The 20,993-nt window shown below is 63.2% G+C and carries 18 protein-coding genes; 8 read left to right on the top strand and 10 right to left on the bottom strand.

What is annotated here, in order from left to right; all coding sequences use genetic code 11:
* Positions 1-35 precede the first annotated feature (35 nt).
* From ACOYYX_RS17060 to ACOYYX_RS17050, 3 genes are read right to left on the bottom strand one after another with little or no spacing between them, the layout of a single operon-like run.
* Positions 36-1,778: a putative ABC transporter permease subunit gene (locus tag ACOYYX_RS17060; RefSeq protein WP_422931117.1), complete on the bottom strand. Its 1,743-nt coding sequence runs from the start codon at positions 1,776-1,778 to the stop codon at positions 36-38.
* Positions 1,775-2,542, bottom strand: a complete 768-nt coding sequence (locus ACOYYX_RS17055; RefSeq protein ID WP_422931116.1) for an ABC transporter ATP-binding protein — start codon at positions 2,540-2,542, stop codon at positions 1,775-1,777. Before ACOYYX_RS17055 ends, ACOYYX_RS17060 begins: the two co-directional genes overlap by 4 nt.
* A complete protein-coding gene (locus tag ACOYYX_RS17050; RefSeq protein ID WP_422931115.1) occupies positions 2,542-3,390 on the bottom strand; it encodes a hypothetical protein in 849 nt (282 codons plus the stop codon). The genes ACOYYX_RS17055 and ACOYYX_RS17050 overlap by 1 nt, the downstream gene beginning before the upstream one ends.
* Positions 3,391-3,727: 337 nt before the next feature.
* On the opposite strand from ACOYYX_RS17050, the gene ACOYYX_RS17045 reads away from it, so the two are divergent.
* Positions 3,728-4,528: a hypothetical protein gene (locus ACOYYX_RS17045; protein WP_422931114.1), complete on the top strand. Its 801-nt coding sequence runs from the start codon at positions 3,728-3,730 to the stop codon at positions 4,526-4,528.
* Here the strand turns inward: ACOYYX_RS17045 and ACOYYX_RS17040 are convergent.
* Complete coding sequence (locus ACOYYX_RS17040) at positions 4,432-4,803, bottom strand: DNA polymerase ligase N-terminal domain-containing protein (RefSeq protein WP_422931113.1); 372 nt, start codon at positions 4,801-4,803, stop codon at positions 4,432-4,434. The genes ACOYYX_RS17045 and ACOYYX_RS17040 overlap by 97 nt on opposite strands.
* 315 nt (positions 4,804-5,118) lie before the next feature.
* On the opposite strand from ACOYYX_RS17040, the gene glnA reads away from it, so the two are divergent.
* From glnA to ACOYYX_RS17025, 3 genes are all read left to right on the top strand, one after another.
* Positions 5,119-6,531 (top strand): type I glutamate--ammonia ligase, encoded by a 1,413-nt coding sequence (gene glnA, locus ACOYYX_RS17035; RefSeq protein WP_422931112.1) that lies wholly within the window; start codon positions 5,119-5,121, stop codon positions 6,529-6,531.
* 440 nt (positions 6,532-6,971) lie between these two features.
* Positions 6,972-7,829, top strand: coding sequence for an oxidoreductase (locus ACOYYX_RS17030; RefSeq protein ID WP_422931111.1), 858 nt, complete (start codon positions 6,972-6,974; stop codon positions 7,827-7,829).
* A 217-nt stretch (positions 7,830-8,046) separates the two neighbouring features.
* Positions 8,047-9,111, top strand: a complete 1,065-nt coding sequence (locus ACOYYX_RS17025; protein ID WP_422931110.1) for an NAD(P)-dependent alcohol dehydrogenase — start codon at positions 8,047-8,049, stop codon at positions 9,109-9,111.
* Positions 9,112-9,198: 87 nt separating this feature from the next.
* Here ACOYYX_RS17025 and ACOYYX_RS17020 read toward each other — a convergent pair whose 3' ends face one another.
* The 4 genes from ACOYYX_RS17020 to ACOYYX_RS17005 form a co-directional block, all read right to left on the bottom strand.
* Positions 9,199-9,954 carry a tRNA(His) guanylyltransferase Thg1 family protein gene (locus tag ACOYYX_RS17020; RefSeq protein ID WP_422931109.1) on the bottom strand — a complete coding sequence of 252 codons (756 nt, stop codon included), beginning with the start codon at positions 9,952-9,954 and terminating at the stop codon, positions 9,199-9,201.
* The gene (locus ACOYYX_RS17015; RefSeq protein WP_422931108.1) at positions 9,951-10,418 is read right to left on the bottom strand and encodes an AAA family ATPase; all 468 of its coding nucleotides are present in this window, start codon (positions 10,416-10,418) and stop codon (positions 9,951-9,953) included. The genes ACOYYX_RS17020 and ACOYYX_RS17015 overlap by 4 nt, the downstream gene beginning before the upstream one ends.
* A 145-nt stretch (positions 10,419-10,563) precedes the next feature.
* Complete coding sequence (gene lspA / locus ACOYYX_RS17010) at positions 10,564-11,136, bottom strand: signal peptidase II (RefSeq protein ID WP_422931107.1); 573 nt, start codon at positions 11,134-11,136, stop codon at positions 10,564-10,566.
* Positions 11,133-11,519, bottom strand: a complete 387-nt coding sequence (locus tag ACOYYX_RS17005; RefSeq protein WP_422931106.1) for a TraR/DksA family transcriptional regulator — start codon at positions 11,517-11,519, stop codon at positions 11,133-11,135. Before ACOYYX_RS17005 ends, lspA begins: the two co-directional genes overlap by 4 nt.
* Positions 11,520-11,836: 317 nt before the next feature.
* Between ACOYYX_RS17005 and ACOYYX_RS17000 the strand changes: the two genes are divergently transcribed.
* Both ACOYYX_RS17000 and ACOYYX_RS16995 read left to right on the top strand, forming a co-directional pair.
* Positions 11,837-12,868, top strand: a complete 1,032-nt coding sequence (locus ACOYYX_RS17000; RefSeq protein ID WP_422931105.1) for an NAD-dependent epimerase/dehydratase family protein — start codon at positions 11,837-11,839, stop codon at positions 12,866-12,868.
* A 78-nt stretch (positions 12,869-12,946) separates the two neighbouring features.
* Positions 12,947-13,474: a type 1 glutamine amidotransferase domain-containing protein gene (locus ACOYYX_RS16995; protein WP_422931104.1), complete on the top strand. Its 528-nt coding sequence runs from the start codon at positions 12,947-12,949 to the stop codon at positions 13,472-13,474.
* Positions 13,475-13,573: 99 nt separating this feature from the next.
* Here ACOYYX_RS16995 and ACOYYX_RS16990 read toward each other — a convergent pair whose 3' ends face one another.
* Positions 13,574-16,882 (bottom strand): efflux RND transporter permease subunit, encoded by a 3,309-nt coding sequence (locus ACOYYX_RS16990; RefSeq protein ID WP_422931103.1) that lies wholly within the window; start codon positions 16,880-16,882, stop codon positions 13,574-13,576.
* 104 nt (positions 16,883-16,986) lie between these two features.
* A complete protein-coding gene (locus tag ACOYYX_RS16985) occupies positions 16,987-18,396 on the bottom strand; it encodes an efflux RND transporter periplasmic adaptor subunit (protein WP_422931102.1) in 1,410 nt (469 codons plus the stop codon).
* Between the two features lie 288 nt (positions 18,397-18,684).
* On the opposite strand from ACOYYX_RS16985, the gene ACOYYX_RS16980 reads away from it, so the two are divergent.
* Together ACOYYX_RS16980 and ACOYYX_RS16975 are read left to right on the top strand one after the other, a co-directional pair.
* Positions 18,685-19,386, top strand: a complete 702-nt coding sequence (locus ACOYYX_RS16980; RefSeq protein WP_422931101.1) for a response regulator transcription factor — start codon at positions 18,685-18,687, stop codon at positions 19,384-19,386.
* Positions 19,383-20,897: an ATP-binding protein gene (locus tag ACOYYX_RS16975; RefSeq protein ID WP_422931100.1), complete on the top strand. Its 1,515-nt coding sequence runs from the start codon at positions 19,383-19,385 to the stop codon at positions 20,895-20,897. The genes ACOYYX_RS16980 and ACOYYX_RS16975 overlap by 4 nt, the downstream gene beginning before the upstream one ends.
* Positions 20,898-20,993 lie beyond the last annotated feature (96 nt).

Genomic DNA, 20,993 nt, shown 5'->3' with positions numbered 1-20,993 from the left:
GTATGCGTTCGAATATCGAGCGGGATCCCGCTTGATCAAAACTCCATGTTCTTGAAGGCCTTGATGCCGATCCGGAGTGGGACGATCGTCCCGATCGCGCCGACGATTAGGCTGACGATGATCGCGACCGTCATCCAGTAGCGGAAATTCGATTCCGTAAGCACGACCGAGGCGAAGACTGTGGCGTCTTGCCCGGCGAAGTAGAGGTGGCAGGGCAGGGCCATCGCCGTGACGATGGAGAAGATGAAGATCAGGCTCACCAGCAGGTTCAAGGTGCCTCCGAACCCCGCGGCGATTTTCGACGGATCGCTCTCTTTGAGGTTCGGCAACCTCGCTCCAAGCCCCACGCTGATTCCCGAGAGCCCCAGGCAGAGCACGGCGACCATCCCCATGTGCAGAGCGATCATCGCCGAGCTCATCCTGAGCATCAGGTCGCTCAGCACGACGAGGATTTCCGACGACACGAGAGAAATCCCCGACGCGAACGCGAACTTGCCCCAGAGGATTGCCTCGCGCTTGAGGGGCAGTAGGCCGAGGATCCAGAAGTTCCGGCCTTCGAGGGAGAGCAAGGGGAAGATGAACCGGCTCGTGAACGTCGAGAGGATCAGTGCGGTCACCGCCAGGTTCAGGAAGCTGACGAGATTCCGCCAGTAGGGGCTTTGCACGTCATAGCTGAGCCTGCGGATGTTGAGGAAGTAGAAGCCGAGCAAGCCGAAGAAGATCAGGAACTGAGACCACTGGGCTGGGTCGCGTCGGAACGTTCGAAGGTCTTTTAGGATCAACAGCCGGATCGGCCCAGGGATGAAGAAGAAGACCCGATGGAAGAACATGTCGAAGCCATACCAGCCACTGCGTCGTCGGTTCGAACGCCCCCCCTGGACTCGACTATATCCTTGCCGGTAGAGGTCGCGAGCGAGGACGGCCGCCACCAGATAGGCCAGCGCCGCGTGGCCCGAGATCACCATCAGATAGAAGAGGGAGTCCGACCAGTGGCCTCGCGCCGAGGCGAGGAGCCCGGCTGACATCCATCGGCTCGGCAGCAAGGCATTCTGGCTGAACGCGAGTCGGCCGATGAGTCCGCCCAGCCAATCCACCGAGAGCGTCTCTCCTGGCGTCCTGGCGACCTTCACGATGAGGAAGATCATCGCGGCCACGCTCGAGATCCCGCCGGCGATCAGGATCGTCTTCTGCCGCCTCGGGAAGAAGTTCGCCACGAGGATCGCCGCGCACGCCCCCAACCCGCCCGGGATGAAGACGAACGCCAGGAGGTAGAGCAGGAAGATCCCGTAAAAGGCTCCCGAGGCGGGCACGGTGATCCCGTAGGCCACCATCATCGGGCTGACCAAGAGCAGAAATCCCCAGCTAGAGAAGCCGATCGCCTCGACGAACTTGTAGGCGAAGACCCTGTCGGCCGACGTAGGGAGCGTGAGCAGAAACGCCGCCTCCCTCGATTGGAACATCCCCGTGTAGACGATGATCCCCGTCGAGAAGAAGAGCATCACCAGCAGCGACAGGAAGAAGATGCTGAAGAGATACTCGATGATCGTGTTGGTGGGATCGATGTATTTGCCGACGAACTGGAACCCCTCGAAGAAGAGGCCGAAGAGCACGACCCAGAAGATCGCGCTACAGATCAGGATCATGATCATGCGCAGACGCGATCCCGACATCTGCGTCTGGAACGCGTTCATGATCAGCCGGTAGCGATGTTTCCGGAAGGCCCGGGCGGCCTCGCTCGCCGAGGTCAGCCGCGGGGGAGCGTCGGGCTGTTCGTTCATTGGGTCTGGGCCCCATGTGGGATCACGAGCCGGCCGTTCGCCAGGGGGCGATTGCCCCCGGTCAGCTTGAGGAATAGGTCTTCGAGCGGGCCGTGCGACTGCAGATCCTCGCGCAGGTCGGCGAGTGTCCCGTGGGCGAGCATCTTGCCATGGTCGACGATCCCGATCGTGTCCGCGAGTTCCTCGGCGATCGATAGCAGGTGGGTCGACATCAAGACCGCCACCCCCGACTTGGCCTGCGAGACGAAGAGATCCTTGACGATCCTCGCGCTCCGAGGATCGAGTCCCACGAGCGGCTCGTCGACGATGAGGACTTTCGGGTCGTGAATCAGTGCCGAAGCGAAGACGATGCGCTGCTTCATGCCTTGCGAGTAGCTCTCGCATAGCTCGTCGACGTAGTCCGTCATCTCGAACGTTTCGATCAGTTCATCAAGGCGTTTAGTGGCCGAGCGATGGTCGCTGCCGTACATCTCGACCACGAAGCGCAGGAATTCGCGGCCCGTCAGCTTCTCATACAGATAGGGTTGGTCGGGGACGTATGCGAGGAGTTGGCGGGCTTCCTGGCTGCCGGCCGGGAAGCCGCCGACCCGCACGACGCCGGAGGTCGGAGAGAGCAGGCCGCAGACCATCTTGATGGTGGTCGTCTTGCCCGCGCCGTTGGGCCCGAGGAAGGCGAAGAGTTCTCCGGCCTTGATGGTCAGGTCGAGGTGATCGACGGCTGTCTTGGAACCAAAAGTCTTCGTGACTCCGCACAGCTCGATCATCACTTGGACACCTCAGTGTTCGGATTGCTGGCATGATCCGGGAGACGTTCCAGGACCAGCTTCACGAACGGGAGCGGGACTTCCTGCCGGAGGACGAATCCGTCAGGTCGGACCCACGTGCGTGCGGAGAGAGGCGTCATGTGATGGACGACCTCGTAGGTCGGCACCGGGTTGTTATTCCACTGGATCACGGTCCGCCGAGCGACCTCGACCCTGACCGTTTCGACATTGCCGAAGAGCGGGCTGATGACGCGGGTCTCCCAGCGCTGGCCCACCTGGAGGTTGGGCAGGCGGTCGAAAGGTCCCACGGCATTCTGGATCAAACCCCTGGCTTGGTAGGGGATCGTCCACTTCCGATTGAACATCGGGCCCGTAGACGTGATCTCCATCTCCCCCTTCTTGAGCGCCCCGTCGACCTGGAGCAGAATTTCGGGTTCGGACTCGGCCTTTACCGTGGCCTGGAAGGAGCGGAGATTTCCCGAAGGATCTACCTGGTAAGAGCTTAGGACCTCAATATGCCCGTCTGCGTTGCTGCGTAGCGGCGTCCCTTTGAGCAGGCCACCGGCGTCGAAGAAGACGCGACTCTTCATGATTACCCACCCTCGGGCGTTCCGGGTGGAATGGGTCGAGGCCGTCCCGACCGAGCGTCGGAGATCGGGGGACAGCGGGTTGTCGATGACCTCGACGGACCATCGCGAAGGCTCGGCGTTGTCTTCCGCCCGTGCGATCGTCCGCAGGTCGGGCGGGCGCACGAATCCCATCTCCGGCAAGACGTCGCGCCGGATCAGGGTCGAGGCCGCGATGGCCCAGTAGAGAAGGATGCCAAGACTTACTAGTCGCGGAGGCATGACGTGACGCTCCTTCAGTCCGACATTCTTCCAATATAAGGGCGATCAAGTCGGTTGAACAAGTAGGGGGAACCCCTCGAAACTCATACGTTCGGAGGCGAGGTTAAGGACAAGGCATAACCCCCACGATTTTAGGAGTCAGCCGTGAAGAGTGGCCGGTGTTGAGTTCGGGTTGACGCGTTCTTGGGTCGAGCATATCCTCCCCGGGTAATCGGAAAACTCTCCCAGACTTGGACGGATCCACCAGACTCGCAACGCGAGCCGCCTACAATTCTCGTAGTAACTTTCTAGCACGACCCCTTCCCTCCCCATTCTTCGCAGGAAGCAGGTCGCTCAAATGCGCAAAAAGGGCAAGCGAGTCCTGATCGTTCTCACGGTTCTCGCCTCGATCCTCGCAATGCTCGGTGTCTTCTGGATCTCTTTGACGCACAAGCCGGAATTTTATCGCACGGTTGCCAAAGGTTCTCCCGAACAACGCAAGCGGCAGGCGAAGCGTTTCGTGGCCCAGAGCCTTCAGTTACGTAACGACATCTATAACGAGCCGAGCTGGGAGGCGATCTTCTCCGACGAGGAGGTCAACGCCTGGCTGGCCCAGGACCTCGTCCAGGAGTTCGCCGACGAACTCCCGCCCGAGGTGCATGAGCCTCGTGTGCTCTTCGAACTCGATAGCGTCACGCTCGCCTTCGAACTCGACCGCGGGGCCTTCAGCACCGTCATCTGGGTCGTGGCGCATCCGAATGTGCCCGAGCCAAACGTGCTGGAACTGACCCTGGAGAAGATCCGGGCGGGGGTCTTGCCCGTCCCCCCCGAGAACATCCTCGACCGCATCATCGCCCACGTGCGAAGCAAGGGTCTGGAAGCCTCCTGGAAGCGGGTCGATGGACTCCCCGTCGTCCAGTTCAAATACACGCCGCACCTCGAGCGCGACGACGTCAGGCTCGAAGAGGTTGGCGTGCGCGACGGCCAGATCCGGCTCGCGGGGCATTCCAGCCGCTCCAAGGGGCTCATCGAGCCCCCGACCCTGCCGACGCGCAAGGTGCTTCAGTCCAAGTTCCCCAGGAGGAAGCTCCAGGAACAACCGGCCTCCGTCGAGCCCCCCTCGACCATCATCCGTAAGGTCACGGTTCCGATGAGCTGAGCGCCGCGGACCTCGACGCGGACGAGGTCGGATTCCCAGGCCAGGGTCGAATACTCACCGCGATCGAGACGGCGGACCGAGCCTCGATCGCCCGAGATTTCCCCTTCGTAGTCGAGATAGACCGGGCGATGAGGGGCCAACTCCCGGGCGGGCAGGGGAGTGCCGGCGACGATCGGGGCATCGATAGCCCAGGTCCGCAGGGACTCGCCGGACTCGAGCATGAAATCCCAGTGCACCCCGTTCCAACGATGCTCGAGCAGGACGAATCTCGCCAACTTCGCCTCCCAACCCCCACGGAAGCCCGGACGCCACAGGTATAGATGCTCGTCCTTTTGCGCTCGCGACGGCGACGATGCCCGCGACGCACAAGCAAGGGCTGGTCCCAGGACGATGCATGGGTTAAGTTAGTGTGCTTCTCGTTTTGCACTTCCGCAACGAGATCGACTGACCTTCAATTGATCCGAGGCAGGCTTCGCGTGGCTTGATCGGATCCGAAGGCGCGGCACGAAGACGTGGGACCCGTGAGGGGCCGGGACTCGAAGCCAGCGAGTCCTCGCCGACCGAGACGGGCGGGAAAGGAACGAATCGCGGTGACACCGAAAGAGGTCTTGGCGCAGATCCGGCAGCGTGAAGTTACGACGGTGGACCTCCGCTTCATGGACTTTCCCGGGGTCTGGCAACATTTCGCGATCCCCGCGGATGCCCTCTCCGAAGAGACATTCGAGGAAGGCATCGGGTTCGACGGGTCCAGCGTCGTCGGCTGGCGGGCGATCAACGAGGCCGACCTGCTGGTTGTGCCCCAGCCGGAAACGGTCCTCATCGACCCGTTCACCGCGCATCCGACCCTGACGATGGTCTGCAACATCCACGACCCGATCACCCAGCAGGACTACACGCGAGACCCGCGCAACATCGCCCGCAAGGCCGTCAGCCACATGCGGAGCACCGGCGTCGCCGACACCTGCCGACTCGCCCCCGAGCTCGAATTCTTCGTCTTCGACGACGTCCGCTTCGACCAGCGCGGCAACGAGGCGTATTACCACGTTGATTCGGTCGAGGGGACCTGGAACCGTGGCCGCATCGAGAATCCGAACCTGGGCTACAAGCCGGGGTCGGGGCTCGGTTACTTCCCTTGCCCGCCGACCGACAGCCTGGCCGACCTCCGCACCGAGATGGCACAGCGCATGGCCGAGTGCGGCATCGCCACGTCGGCTCATTACCACGAGGTCGCCACGGGCGGCCAGTGCGAGATCGACCTGATGCCGCAGTCGCTGGTCGAGAGCGCCGACCAGGTCATGCTCGCCAAGTACATCATCCGCAACGTCGCGAGGCGCAACGGCAAGACCGCCACGTTCATGCCCAAGCCCCTCTTCGGCGACAACGGCTCGGGCATGCACACCCACTTCACCCTCTGGAAGGGGGAGACCCCGCTCCTCGCCGGCAACAGCTATGCCGGCCTCAGCGACATCGGCATGTACGCGATCGGTGGCCTCCTGAAGCACGCCGCCGCTCTGTGCGCCTTCGCCAACCCGACGACCAATAGCTACAAGCGATTGGTCGAAGGCTTCGAGGCCCCGACGAAGCTCTCGTACAGCCGGCGCAATCGCGCGGCCGTCATCCGCATCCCGATCCACAGCCCGAGCGCCAAGAGCCGCCGGATCGAGTATCGCGGGCCCGACAGTTCCGCGAATCCCTACCTGCTCTTCTCCGCGATGATCATGGCCGCCCTCGACGGGATTCAGTCCAAGACGCGTCCTGGCGACCCGCTGGATAAAGATATCTACGACCTCCAGCCCGAAGAACTGGCGAACGTCCCGACGGTCCCGCGCTCGCTCGAGGAGTCGCTCCAAGCCCTGCGCAACGATCACGAGTTCCTCCTGCGAGGGGACGTCTTCACCCCCGACGTGATCGACACCTGGATCTGGTACAAGCAGCATCACGAGATCGATGCGATCCGCGTCCGACCGCACCCCTACGAGTTCGCCCTCTACTTCGACGTCTGAGCCGAATTCGACCTGCCTTCCTCGGGCCCGTGACCTCCTGCAGCGGGCTCGCGTCCTTACTCCATTCAGGATGAGCTTTGGCGTGGACATTATTGGTGGCATATCGCTGCCAATGTCCCGCCATGCGCTTCGTTCGAAACGCAAAGCCCCCCTTTTCCGTGATCACGGCCCCTGGTGATTGGAGGATCAGGCAAGGAACGGCGAGGATCAGACAGCGGGATTGGAGGGCGATTTCCTATGATACTCCCGTTCCGAGGGAGTTCCCTCCAGGGACGATCTCAGTCAACCCTCTCATCCGTCGGTGCCGAGGAAACAACGCACTCGGAATGAAATCGCGACAGACAAAAATGGGACTGAGCTTGAACGTATCTGAGTATGATGTCTGACTTGAGCGAAGATGCTGGTACCTGACGGTCTGGTCCATGCTTAGGAGAACCAACATGGCTAAGTCGACGAACGGTTCGCGTCATCAGGTCTGGTTCATCACGGGGACCTCGCAGGGCTTCGGCCGGGAACTCGTACGTGCCGCCCTCGGGCGGGGCTACTCGGTCGTCGCCACGTCGCGCACGCCGGACAAGGTTGCGGAGATGTTCCCCGACGCGTCCGATCGGCTCCATCCGATCTCGCTCGACCTGCGCGATGAGTTGCAGATCGCTTCTGGAGTGGCCTCGGCGATTGAGAAATTCGGGCACATCAACGTCCTCGTCAACAACGCGGGACATGGCCTGCTGGGAGCCATCGAAGAGGCGAGCGGCGACGAGGTCCAGAACGTCTTCGAGACCAACGTCTTCGGCCTCTTGCGTGTCACCCGCGCGGTCTTGCCGCATTTTCGCGAGCGGCGAAGCGGTCATATCGTGAACATCTCTTCCATCGGCGGCCTGACGGCCTCACCGGGTTGGGGCCTGTACAACTCGACCAAGTTCGCCGTCGAAGGACTCTCCGAGGCTCTCGCCCAGGAAGTCGCGCCGCTGGGGATTCGCACGACGATCGTCGAGCCGGGGCCGTTCCGCACCGACTTCCTTGGCAGCACGTTGCATGTCACCAAGGCCCGACTTGTTGACTACGACGAAACAGCGGGCAAGACCCGGACCTGGCGTGAAGAGATGAACGGAGCCCAGGTTGGGGATCCCGTCCTGGGTTCGGAAGCGATCATCGATGCCGTGAACTCGGAGAAACCACCGCTCCGTCTGCTCCTCGGCATCAGCGCCTACGATCGTGCACTCAAGAAACTGGACGCGAACCGGAGCGAGTTCGAAGCCTGGCGCGAGCTGACGTGCTCAACCGACTACAAGAGTTAACCTTGGTGATCACTCTGCTCGAATCACTGCATTTCTCCACACACCGAGCCTGAATCTCGGGTTCCTCCTCATACGGCTCGCAAACACCTCGGCGCATCCGCCGCTCAACATCGGCGGCGGATGATCGATCAAGCTTTGTGATGGGGAAGGGGAGGGGGCTCCCCTTCCCACGCGGGCATTGTCCATCAACGTCTCAATGAATGGATCAACGGAAAAAATGAACATCAAATCGAAGTCGTACGCCGCGCAATCCGCCACGACACCCCTGGCTCCGTTCGCGATCGAACGTCGTGAGCCGCAGCCGAAGGATGTCGTCATCGATATCCTCTATTGCGGCGTCTGCCATTCCGACTTGCACCAGGCGAGGAACGAGTGGAAGAGCACGATCTACCCGTGCGTTCCGGGCCACGAGATCGTCGGGCGCGTGGTTAAGGTCGGGCGGGACGTGACGCGGTTCCAGGAAGGGGACATTGCCGCGGTCGGCTGCCTCGTCGATGCCTGCCGCACCCACCCCAACTACGAGCGCGGGCTGGAGCAGTACAGCGAGCCCCTCACGCTGACGTACAACAGCGAAGACAAGCACCTTGGCGGCGTGACCTATGGCGGTTACTCCGAGACGATCGTCGTTGACGAGGCGTTCACGCTCAAGGTCCCCGACAAGCTCGACCCGGCCGCGGCCGCGCCGCTTCTCTGTGCGGGCATCACCACCTATTCGCCGCTCAAGCACTGGAACGTCGGGCCCGGGCAGAAGGTCGGGATCGTCGGACTCGGCGGGCTCGGGCACATGGGCGTGAAGTTCGCCCGCGCGTTCGGGGCTCATGTCATCCTCTTCACCACCTCGCCCGGCAAGGCCGAGGATGCTCGTCGCCTCGGAGCCCACGAGGTCGTCGTCTCCACGAATCCGGCCGAGATGGAGGCGCACGTCGGCAGCTTCGACTTCATCCTCGACGCCGTCTCCGCGCAGCACGACATCAACGCTTATGTGCGATTGCTCAAGCTCGACGGCACGTTGACGATCGTCGGCGCCCCCGAGCATCCGCTGCCCGTCGAGGTCTTCAACCTGCTGCTGGGACGGCGTCGGATCGCCGGCTCGGCGATCGGCAGCATCGCCGAGACCCAGGAGATGCTCGACTTCTGCGCCGAGCATGGTGTGGCGAGCGACATCGAGATCATCAAGATCCAGGATATCAACGAGGCCTATGAGCGACTTCTCAAAGGCAAGGTCAAGTATCGCTTCGTGATCGACATGGCCTCGCTCAAGCAAGAGGCGGCCGCGTCCTGAAGCCTTGAGGCCCGATTCAATAGAGCCGAGGTCGAAACCATCCCCGGCCTCGACCTCTGCTCATTGAAACTCCGCAGGTGGAGGCCCTCATTCCGGAAGTTGCATCAAAACTTCAAGAAGCTGGTCATATTCGGCTTTCATCGGAAGTTGCGAGTCTATCTTGAGGCGTCTGCGCACTGTCCGTATCGCCTGCCTGCGGATCGGGTCGAATCCTTCCTTCTCGTAATCCTCCCAGTACACGCCGGTGCCTCGACGTTGCCAGGGGGGTAGCTCGTTGAAGTTGATCCCATGCTGAAAGAGCAACTCGTTCTTCGATGAGCTCGATTTGCGGTGCAGGGCAGAGTTCGCCTCTGAGACGGATCGTCCCGCCTTGCGGAGCGTCCAGTAGCACCAGCCATTCAATGCACATCGGGCGGCGTCGTTCTGCCGCCAGCGAAAATAGTCGACGACGTCCTCGTCGCGCGCCCCGACCCACGCGCGGCTGTCGAACTGGACGGGCTGGCCGCAACGGATGCTGAATGTCGAACTGGCAAACGCCGCGGAGAGGCTGAACGCCTTCTCGAGCTCCCGGTCGAACAGATCCCAACGCCGGCCGAGGAGGATCGAGATCTCATCGCTCTCGGTGTAGCCGTAGACGCCTTGAAACTTCACGAGCAGCGCCTGCGTCGTCTCGACCATGTACTGGTGGAACGTCGGGTCGAAAGGCTTCTCGAATCGCTCGTTCGTGAATCGGGTGAAGCCATGGCCGTCGAGCCGCATGACGATCCAGGCCGATGGCAGGATCTTGAGGTTGTGATAGCACTCGCCGGCCCTCATCCGCCTCTCGAATGCGGAAGGTCTCATGGCCGATCCTCTTCGGGCCAGGGCTCGACGGAGAATGCCAGATCTGGCGAGAGGTTCACGCGAACAAGTCGATCAAACCCTTCGTTCATGGTCGGGACCTGGAGCCGTTTCTGCGTGATGTAGAGCGCCGCCTCGGGGACGCGCGCCTTGCCCGAGCGGTCGCCGTTGCGGGCGAGGCAGTCTGCGATCGGCGCGGCGAAGTAGTAGCCGACCACCGCCGCGCCATGGTTCCTGGCGAGCTCGATGATCGGGGCTCGGACTTCGACCGTCGGGTTCGTGTTGTCCACGACGACGGAGAGCCCCTGGTCCAGGGCCTCTTCGAGGAGTTGCATCTGCCTACGCTGAGGACGCCGGTTGTTCCTCAGGAGGTCCTTGCTGACGAGGACGTGGGTCGAGGCGAAGGTCCGGCGGAAGAAGGTACTCTTGCCCGAACCTTGAAGGCCGACGAACAGCACGACCTCCATCGCTCATCTCCGATCGTCATCTCTGAGCCTTGCCAGATGGACTCATGCCACGCATGGGAGGTTCGGAGGGATCGCGACGAGGAGTCGGTCGTGCGTATCGATCGGCCAGGCCCGTGCTAGGCACCGGCGTCATCGTAGGAAGGTATCAGGAGCCCGAAGCTGAAGGGACGGGCGATTCGATGTCTTCGGGAGCATGGCTGGACTTCGAAGTACCCGGCTCCGGATCGGCACGAAGGGCGAGGATCATGAGCCCCACGGCCCCGATCACGAGCATGTTGTCTGCGAAGTTGAAGATGGCGCAGTCGAAATTGATGGCGTCGACGTGGAAATGCACGAAGTCGCGGACGTGATTGAGGAAGAGGCGATCATAGCAATTTCCGAGGGCCCCGGCCATGATCAGGCCGAGCGCAGCGGTCAGGCGTGCGTCCCTCGCCGCGCCCCTGACGAAGAGCCAGTAACAGATGGCGATTGCCGCGATGACGGAAAGGCTTGCGAATATCTGGGGACTGTAGGGGACGTTCCTCGCCATCCCCCAGAGGGCCCCCCGGTTATAGCTCGTCTGCAGCTCGAGGATGTTATTGACGAGCGTGACGGGCGGGGACCCCGGCGGGCCGATCCGTTCGAAGACCATCGATTTGGTGGCGAGGTCGAAGGCCGCACCGCCGAGGGCGATCGTCCAGAATAAGACCCAACGCGTCCATCCGACCGGTTGATTCATCCGCGGCTCTCCAACTCGCGGGCACACTGAATGCAATGCGCCGTGTAAGGTAGGGCTTGAAGCCGGGGCTTGGCGATCGCCTCTCCGCATTCTTCGCAGCGGCCGAAGGTCCCGGAGTCGATCCTGCCCAGGGCTTCGTAAACTTGGTCGAGCGTCCCTTGCTCGTTCTCGATCAAACCGAGCGTGAATTCCTGGTCGTAGTTTTCGGTCCCGACGTCGGCCATATGGAGTGGGACGTTCGACAGGTTGCCGGAAGAATCGGGCTGATGGCGCCTGAGGGCCTCGTCCGTCATCTGGTTAAGGTCGCCGCGGAGACGGGCCTTGAGGTTTTGCAGCACCTGACGATACGATTCGAGCTCCTCACTCTTCAGCACGCTGGCCATACGACTCCCACCCCATTCTAGCGTCTACAGAGGGCGTGGAAGGGATCGGGCATGCTAGACCCGCCTCCCTTTCCTGTCAATCCAAACACCGGCGGGCGTTTAGGCCCGGGTCGGTCGTTCTGGTCCGAAGTAATCCAGCCTACACCGGCCGTCACCCAGAAAGCCACCCCGAACCGGCGTAGTTCGGCCACACATGTTGCTTTACAACCCCCTAGTCACTCGCCATCTAGACAGGTTAGTGTTGGAGACGATTCCTCGGGCTTTTTAGGGAAGCCCTGGCGCGTCTCCCAATCTCCCAGTGAACGACGAACCACTCTATGACGGCGATCACACCGAAGACCGTATTCGTGACCGGAGCGACCGGACTCGTAGGGAGCCACGTGGTCGAGGAGGCCCTGCGCCGGGGGCATCGCGTTCGGGCGCTGGTCCGCGAGTCGAGCGATACCCGCCTGCTCGACGAATGGGGCGTGGAGAAGGTCCTTGGCGACCTCTCCGATCCGAAAGCCCTGCGTCGCGGAACGGAAGGGGCCGACTGGGTGCTCAACTGCGCGGCCAAGGTCGGCGACTGGGGCACCCTCGAGGAGTTCCGCCAGCTCAACGTCGAGGCCTTCCGGCTCCTCCTCGACGCCGCCCTCGAAGCACAGATCCAGCGCTTCGTCCACGTCAGCTCCCTCGGGGTCTACGAGGCCCGCGACCACTTCGGCACCGACGAGACGATCCCTCCCGCCGCCGAGTCGCTCGACGCCTACACCCGCTCCAAGGTCGAGGCCGAGGAACTGGCCCTCAAATACGTCTCCAAGAAGGGCCTTCCTCTTAGTATCGTGCGCCCCGGCTTCATCTACGGACCCAGGGATCGTACCGTCCTGCCCAAACTGCTGGACGCCCTCAAGGGCGGCCGGTTCTTCTATTTCGGATCGGGCAACCAGGTCCTCAACTGTATCTATGTGAAGAATCTGGTGCAGGCGATCTTCCTCGCCGCCGAGGAGGCCGGGGCGATCGGCGAGGTCTTCAACGTCACCGACGGCGGTCGTGTCACCAAGCGCGACTTCGTGGGCCGCGTGGCCAAGCTGGCGGGGCTCAAGCCTCCGACCCGCTCGATCCCGCTCTGGCTCGCCTGGACCCTCGCCGTCCTGTTGGAACGTCGCGCCAAGCGACGCAAGTCGACGACGCCCCCACTCGTCAATAAGGCTCGCTACAAGTTCCTCGGCCTGAACCTCGATTATTCGATCGGCAAGGCCCAACGCATTCTCGGCTACGAGCCCCAGTACTCGACGGAACAGGGGTTGCAGGAGTCCATGCAGGAACTGATGCCGAAGTCGGCCGCCACCGAGCCGCAGCCCGTCCGCTGACGGAACTCGCCGCGACGTGCGGATCGGGCCTCGGCTCGACTGATTCGGATACGAATTCGACTGGGGGGGACGCAACTCATGGGAAACGCGAAGGGAAAGCGGGCCGCCGTCCTGGTGGAGAAGATCTACGAGGACCTGGAGCTCTGGTATCCCGTCCTGCGACTCCGCGAGGCCGGCTGCGACGTCAAGATCGTCGGCTCGAAGGCCGGGGAGACCTATTCCTCCAAGCATGGCTACCCGGCCAAGTCCGACGTCTCGGCCTACGACGTGAGTATCGACGATTTCGACGCCGTGATCATCCCCGGCGGCTACTCTCCCGATCATATGAGGCGCCATAAACCCATGGTCGACCTCGTGACACAGGCCGTCCGACAGGACAAGGTCGTGGCCGCCATCTGCCACGGACCCTGGATGCTCTGCTCGACCAAGAGCATTCAAGGCCGCAAGATCACCGGCTTCTTCGCTATCCGCGACGATGTGGAGAACGCCGGCGGGATCTGGGAAGACGCCGCGATGGTCCGCGACAAGAACATCATCACCAGCAGGACGCCCGACGATCTCCCGCAGTTCATGCAGGGGATTCTCGCCGCACTCAGCGAGAGCTGATCGCCCGAGTTCGATCCAAAATGTGTCAAAGCAAAAGGCCCGGCCCTCTCATCCTTGAGAAGGCCGGGCCTTGCTGTTTCAAACCCCGCTGCCGACGCGTCAAACGGCGGCAGGATCGGCGAGGTCGTTCTCCAGGGCCTCGGGGCCGTCCTTCACCACGAGTGAGTAGAGCGAGGGGACGACGAACAGGGTCGTCACCAGGCCGGCGAGGATGCCGCCGATGACGGAGCGGCCGAGCGGGCCATTGGCTTCGCTGCCTCGGCCCATCGCAAGTGCCATCGGGATCAAGGCGAAGAAGGCGGCGAGCGCTGTCATGACGACCGGGCGGACTCGGATCGAGGCCGCCTTGCGAATCGCCGCGTCGGGCGAGAGATGCTCCTGGTTCCTCAAGTTCTGGGCGAAGTCGACGAGGAGCACCGTGTTCGACACCACGATACCCACCATGAAGATCACGCCCAGGAGCGACTGCACGTTGATCGCCGTGTTCGTCAGGTAGAGCATGATCACCACGCCGATCAAGCCGAGCGGCACGGCGAAGAGGATCACGAGCGGGGTCATGTACGACTTGAACAGAGCCGCCATCAAGAAGTAGATGAGCATCGTGGCCAGGATGAGCCCGACTCCCAGGCTCTGGAAGGTCTCCTGCATCCGGGAATACTCGCCGCTCAGCTCGATCGAGGCCCCCTTGAGGGTCTGGCGGTGCTCCGACTGGTCGGCCGGGTCGTAAGGGATCCAGGTGCCGTTCCCCTGGTCAACGCCGAACTCGGCCACCACCTTGTTCACGTCGTCGGCGACGTGGCCGAGGTCACGCCCATAAACGCCCATGGTCAGGTCGATGGTCGACTGCAGGTTCGTGTGGGTGATCTCGGTCGGCACGGTCCCCCGTTCCAGCGTGGCGATGTTACGCAAGGGGATCGGCTCCGCCTGCTTGGGGCTGGTGATGGGGACGTCGAGGAGGGTCTCGATCGAGTGGATATCCGCCTCGTTGTACTGGACGCCGACGAAATACTGATTCTTGCTGACGGGGTCGATCCAGAAGTTCTTCTTGTGATACTGGATGCTCGAGTTGAGCGCGGCGACCACGTTCTTCATCACCTCCGCCTGGTTCAGGCCGAGGTCCGCAACTTTGGCCCGATCCACGTTGATGATGAACTCGGGATAGTCGAGCCGCTGGATGATGCGGGCATCGACCACGCCGTCGATCTCCTTGACCCTGCGCTGAATGCCCTCGGCGACGCGGCGGGCCTGGGGCATGTTCTTGCCCGAGATCCGGACGTTGATCGGGGAGGACTTACCCTCGTTCATGGCCGAGCGGATCATGCCGCCGGCGTCGAACGCGAACTCGAGGTCGGAGAAGGCCGCGTCCTTGGCGAATCCGGTCCGCAGCATGTGGACGTATTCCTGGGCCGAGTGGTGCCGCTCCTCCGCGAGTTGCACCTTGATGACCGCGTCCATCGGGCCGGCGTTGGGCGTGTAAGCGGCCGAGAGGTCGGCGACCACACCTAGCTCGGAGATGATGATCTGCACATCCTTGCCGACCTTCTCCCGGACGTACTTCTCCACCTCCTCGATCCGCTTCTCCGTCTCCTCGATCCGGTTGCCGCTGGCGGCCCTGGCGTAGATTTCGAAGGCCCCGGCGTCGACCTCGGGGAAGAACTCGCGGCGGAGCTGACTGCCCAGGAGCCCGAGGACGGCGACGAGCATGACGACGGCCCCGAGCACCGTGAGGAGCCGGAACTGCATCACCCGATTGAGCTGCCGAACGTACCACCGGATGCCGGTCTCAATCAGACCTTCCCAGCGGGCGAACGCCGCCGAGAAAAGGCCCTTCCAAGCGGCCTTCCGCGTCTCGGGTTCGTGGGCATGCTCCTCGGAATGCTCGGTTTCCCCGTCGTGGGCCCCGTGGCCCGAGTCGTGCGAGGCGTGGGGCCTGAGCCATCGCGAGGAGCGCGATGGCACAAGCGTCCTCGAGAGCATGTAGGCGGAACCCATCGCCAGGGCGACGGCCGTGGCCATCGGCCGGTAGAGGAACTCGCCCAGGCCGGGCATGAGGGCCAGCGGCGCCAGCACGAGCAGTGTACACAGGCTGGCAACCAGCTCCGGCATCGCCACCTCGCTCGCGCCGAGGTATGCCGCGTCGTCGGGGCTGGCTCCGAGGCCGAGGTGCCGGTGCGTGTTCTCAAGGCAGATGATCGCCGAGTCGACCAAAGGCCCGATCGCCAGCGAGAGGCCGGCGAGGGTCATGACGTTGATCGTGTTTCCCGTGGCATAGAGCCCGACCATGGCCGCCAGGACCGCGATCGGGATCGTGAGTACGGCGATGACCGTCATCCGCCACTCGCCCAGGAACAGGAGGATGACGAGGGAGCAGAGCACGGCCCCTAGCACGCCTTCCTCGATCAGGCTTTCGATCGACTGACGCACATAGACCGACTGGTCCATGACGAGCTTGAGGTCGATCCCGCTTCGCGTCAACTTTGCCTTCATCGTCTCGAGCGACGACTTGAGCGTGTCGACCACCTGGAGCGTGCTGGCACCGAGCTGGCGGAAGACCGGGACATAGACCTGTCGCTTGCCGTTGACCCGCACGACGTTGGTCTGGATGAAGTTGGCATCCTTGGGGGTGGCCACGTCATTCAGATAGGCGGCGTTGCCGTGCTCGTTGCGGAGCGGGATCTGCGCCATGTTCTCGACGACGTCGAACATCGAGTTCGAATTGATGGCGAAGTCGGTCTTGCCGAACTTCGCGCTCCCGGTGGGGAGGAAGACGTTGTAATCGTCGACGGCCCGCATCACGTCCTGGGGGGACAGGTGGCGAGCTTGCATCTTGACCCGGTCGAGGTAGAGCATGACCGCCCGGACCTTGCCGCCGTAGACGAGCGGTGCGATGGCCCCCGGCTGCGACATGATCTGGGGACGGACCTCGTATCGACCCGTATCGAAGAGGGCGGCCTCGCCTTGCGAATCGCTGTCGAGGGCGAGGAGGCAGACAGGAGTCGTGCTCGTCGGATCATAAGGTAGGACGACGGGGGGCAGGGTACCAGGGGGCATCGTCGGATACTCCCAGCCTGCCAGGGAGTTCACCTCGGTCAAGGCACCGCTGCGATCGATGTTGCTTCGGAAATAGTCGCGGACGATGCTGACGCCCACGATCGAACGCGACTCGAGACGACGCCCGCCGGTCGCCTGGACCACTCCGCGCTCGAGGCGGGCCGTGATGTTCTTCTCGATGCTTGCGGCCGGCATGCCCCCGTAGAAGACCAGCGTCTGGACCGCCGGGCTCCGGAAGACGGGGAGGATGTCGATCGGGATCGAGTAGGCGGCGAGAGTGCCGAGGACGACGACCGCCAATGACATCACGGTCACGGCGATCGGATTTTTGAGTGAGATCCGAATCAGTCCGTTCATGGGCGAAATGGCTCCGGCGGGTTCGAGTGCGGCCCTCGGGCGGGTATGTGCATGAGGTCTGGATGATGGCGGGAGAAGGCGGACAGATCGTCAGCGAGGCCGGCTCATTGCGTGGACTGAATCACGACGTCCATGCCCGCCTCGAGCGGGGCGTTCGACCGCAGGACGACCTCGTCCTTGGCGTTCAATTCCGAGGCGACTTCCACAAGGTTGCCGTTATCGGCCCCGAGCTCGACCTTCACGCGGGAGACCTTGCCCTCGCGGACAACCTGGATCACGCCTTGCTTCTTTTCGGGACGCTCGACGACGCAGGCGACCGGGAGGGTCAGCCGTTTCGAGGGGGGGGTTAGCCCGATCGTCGCCCGCCCATACATCCCCTCGCGAAGCAGGCCATCCGGGTTCGGCAGGTCGACCTCGACTCGCATGGTGCGCGTCGTCGAGTCCTCCGAGCTGGCGATCCGGGAGACCTTGCCCTCGAATGAGCGGCCTTCGAGGCCATCGACGGTCAGGGTGACGGGGTCGCCGGGGTCGGTCAAGACGACGTCGCGGTCGGGGACGCGGATGACGATGCGCATCAGGTCGGTCCGGGCCACCGTGAGCAGGGCCGGGTGATTGCCGTCGGCCGCCGAGCGGATGAAGGCCCCGGGGTGATAGCTGCGGTGGGTGACGACGCCGTCGAAGGGCGCGAGTATTTGGGCATAGTTGAGGTTAACGCGAGCCTTCTCAAGCCGTGCTTCCGTCACCTCGACGGCCGCCTTGGCCTCGTCCACGTCGACCCGGGCCTGCTCGACCTTGGCATTTGCCCCGGCGAGCTGGGCCTTGGCGGTCAGCACGGCGAGGTGGGCACTACGCTCGCCGGCCTCGGCGGCGTCGAAGTCGTGGCGCTGCTCGTCCACGAGTCGCTTGTCGACGGCCTGACGTGTGAAGAGTGCGTTGACGCGGTTGTACTGGGCTTCCGCCAGCCTGAGCTTGGCGGCGATCCTGCTGATGTCGGCCTCGGCCTGGGCGACCGTGGCCGCCGCCGTGTCGCGATCGGCTTCCATCGTCTTGACCTTGGCCTCGGCCTGGCGTGCCTGGACCTTGGCCTGGTCGAGCAGGGCCTTGGCCTCGTCGACCGCGGCGACCTCGCGAGGTGCTTCGATCTGGGCCAGGACCTGCCCCTTGGTCACCCTCGAGCCGATGTCGACTTGCTGGGTTTTCAAATACCCGGTCACCATCGCGTATAGCTCGACCGACTCGAAGGAGTGGACCGAGCCGGGCTGGACGGTCTTGCGCTCGATGCCGCCGGCCTTGGGGAGTACCACGTCGACCTTGGGGGCCGAGGGCTTGCCTTTTGAGAGTTCCGAGGCAGGCTTGTGCGGCTCCTCGCCGCGGAGTCGGTGTTGCAGCTCCCACGCACCGAACCCGAGGGCACCGAGGAGGGCGGCGGAATGCCACCAGCGCCACCATGATTTCTTCGAGGTCCGCGGCGGCGTTGCCGGCCTATTGGCAGGGGTCTCGGCTTGGGTAGACATGAGGCTCGACCTCCTCGGATGCGTCCGAAATCGCGATAGTTTTGGCCTTGTTTTCGTCCCCTTTGACTCATTCTATTGGTGACAGGTAAGGCGTCGTTAAGTCCTGGGTAAATTCCGGTTTACCGAGAAAATTCCGGCTTCCCGTCAGCGCATTTTGACGGTTGCAATGTGGGAGCGTGGGGAATATTCAGGATGGTCCGGCCCTGATGCGTCGGAGCCGGATTTGCGAGTGATGGCCGATCCGTTGGCGTCGCAGTCCGCGGCGAGCGGCCGAGAGCGAGGCGTTCCATGGGTATCCGGATCCTCGTCATCGAAGACGAAGCGAACATCGCCGACTTCCTCGTCAGAGGCCTCGGCGAGGAAGGTTTCAACGTCGAGCACCTCGCCGACGGCGTCGCCGCGTGGAGCGCGCTCAGATCCGAGAGCTGGGACCTCGTGCTCCTCGACTGGTGGCTGCCGGGCCTGGACGGGCTCTCGCTCCTTCGCAAATTCCGCGAGCGAGATCGCCAGACCCCGGTGCTCTTCCTCACGGCCAGGGACAACGTGCAGAACCGTGTCCAAGGGCTCGACAGCGGCGCGGATGATTACCTGTGCAAGCCTTATGACTTCGACGAGTTGCTCGCCAGGGTACGGGCCCTGATCCGGCGACGCGACAATGCCAACGGCCTCGTCCTCTCGTATCGCGACGTGGCCGTCGACGTCCCTGCTCAGCGGGCCGAGCGCGAGGGCCAACCTCTCGACCTGACCGCCAAGGAGTTGGCGCTCCTCACGTTCTTCGTCAGGAACCCGGAGCGGGTCCTGTCCCGGACCCGCATTTTCGAGCACGTCTGGGGCGGGGGCGTGGACGGCCCTTCGAAGACACTCGACGTCCACGTCATGGAGCTGAGACGAAAGCTCGAGGCCCACGGGCCTCGCCTGATCCACACGTTTCGAGGCCGCGGATATCTCTTCGGGACGCCGCCGGAATCAGAGCCGGGGGAGGGACGATGAGCCTGGCCACCCGGCTCTCGGCTTTCTTCCTAGTCGCGCTCGCCATCGTCCTATCAGGGTTTGCGGGCTCGTTATATTTCCTGGCGAAGACGTATCTGAACAAGCAGAATGATGAGCGGTTGGAGTTGGCCCTCGACACGCTGGCGGCCTCGGTCGACATCGAGCCGGGGGGGCTCGAATGGGAGCCGATGGATCGTCGCATGACGGTCGGGGCTGACCCCGCGATCGACGCGATCCGATGGGCCGTGCGGGACGGTCGGGGCGTCCTGGTCGATCGCTCGGCGAACAGCCAATCCAGCACCTTCCCGCTGGACTGGAGCCCCAGGGAGTGGCCCAGGAGCCGTCCCCTCGATGCGACGGTATTCGACGCCCGCACCGGCTGGCGTCTGGCGGCGCGTCGGCTCCAGCTCCAGGAACTCCTGAGGCAAGGTCGAGGCCATCCCGACGACGAGCCCGGCTTCGAGGTCCAGTACCCCACGCTCGAACTGGTGGTCGGCTCGTCTCCGGCCCCGATGGAGGCCACGCTCAACCGGCTTGGGCTCACACTGATCGCCCTCTCGTCAGTCCTCTGGATCTCGGCGGCAACGGTGGGACGTTGGCTTTGTCATCGAGCCCTCGCGCCGGTCCATCGCATGGCGAAGGCGGCGACGGCCATGACCGCGGCCGACCTGGGGCAGCAACTCCCTTCGCCGGGAACGGGCGATGAGCTGGACGAACTGGGCAGGGCCTTCAACGACCTCCTCGAGCGGCTGAACGAGGCCTTCGCGCGGTTGCGCACGGCCTATGAGCAGCAGAAGCAGTTCGCCGCCAATGCCTCACACCAGCTCCGGACCCCGCTCACCGCGCTCCTTGGTCAGGTTCAGGTCGTGCGTCGCCGCGATCGTTCCCCCGAGGAATATCGACGTGTGCTCAACCTCGTCTACGCCGAAGGGGGACGGCTCAGGCAGATCATCGAGTCCTTGCTCTTCCTTGCAGACCCCGACGGTTCGAGACCCAAGTCGCAGGCCGTGGAGCTGGCGGAATGGGTGCCGAACTTCCTTGGCCAATGGACGCAGAACCCCAGGTCATCGGACGTCCATTGCGAGATCAAGGCGGAGCCCCCGATCGTGGTCGAGGCCTATTTGCCGCTACTGGCCCAGCTGCTCGATAATCTGCTCGACAACGCTTGTAAATATAGTCGCGCAGGCACTCCGATCACTGTCCGGGTTTCCAGGGACGTGAAGGCGGCCGTCCTGAGCGTCGAGGACCTCGGCTTCGGGCTCTCATCGGATGAGGTGAAACGCGTGTTCGAGCCCTTCTATCGGAGCGAGGAGGCTCGCCGCAACGGGCAGAGCGGCGTCGGCTTAGGTCTAGCGCTCGCGGCGAGCATCGCCGAGACGTTCGGCGGGGCCTTATCGGTCTCGAGCCAACTCGGCGTCGGGAGTGTCTTCACGCTTCGGCTGAATGAAGTGTCAAGTCTCGAGCCGTCTGCAATGGACACAAATCACAGACCGATAGTCGAATCCGCCTGATTAGAGAAGCTCTTCCGTACTGAAGGCTCGATCCTGCCATCCGGTTTGCGCAGAAGATGCGGATTTTACTGATTATTTGGAGTTATTGCGGCGAGG

Origin of the sequence: Singulisphaera chitinilytica (assembly GCF_049331405.1) — a bacterium.
GTDB lineage: Bacteria > Planctomycetota > Planctomycetia > Isosphaerales > Isosphaeraceae > PoT.
The sequence above is the reverse complement of the archived record's forward strand: the minus strand, read 5'-3'. Positions and strand labels throughout refer to the sequence as shown.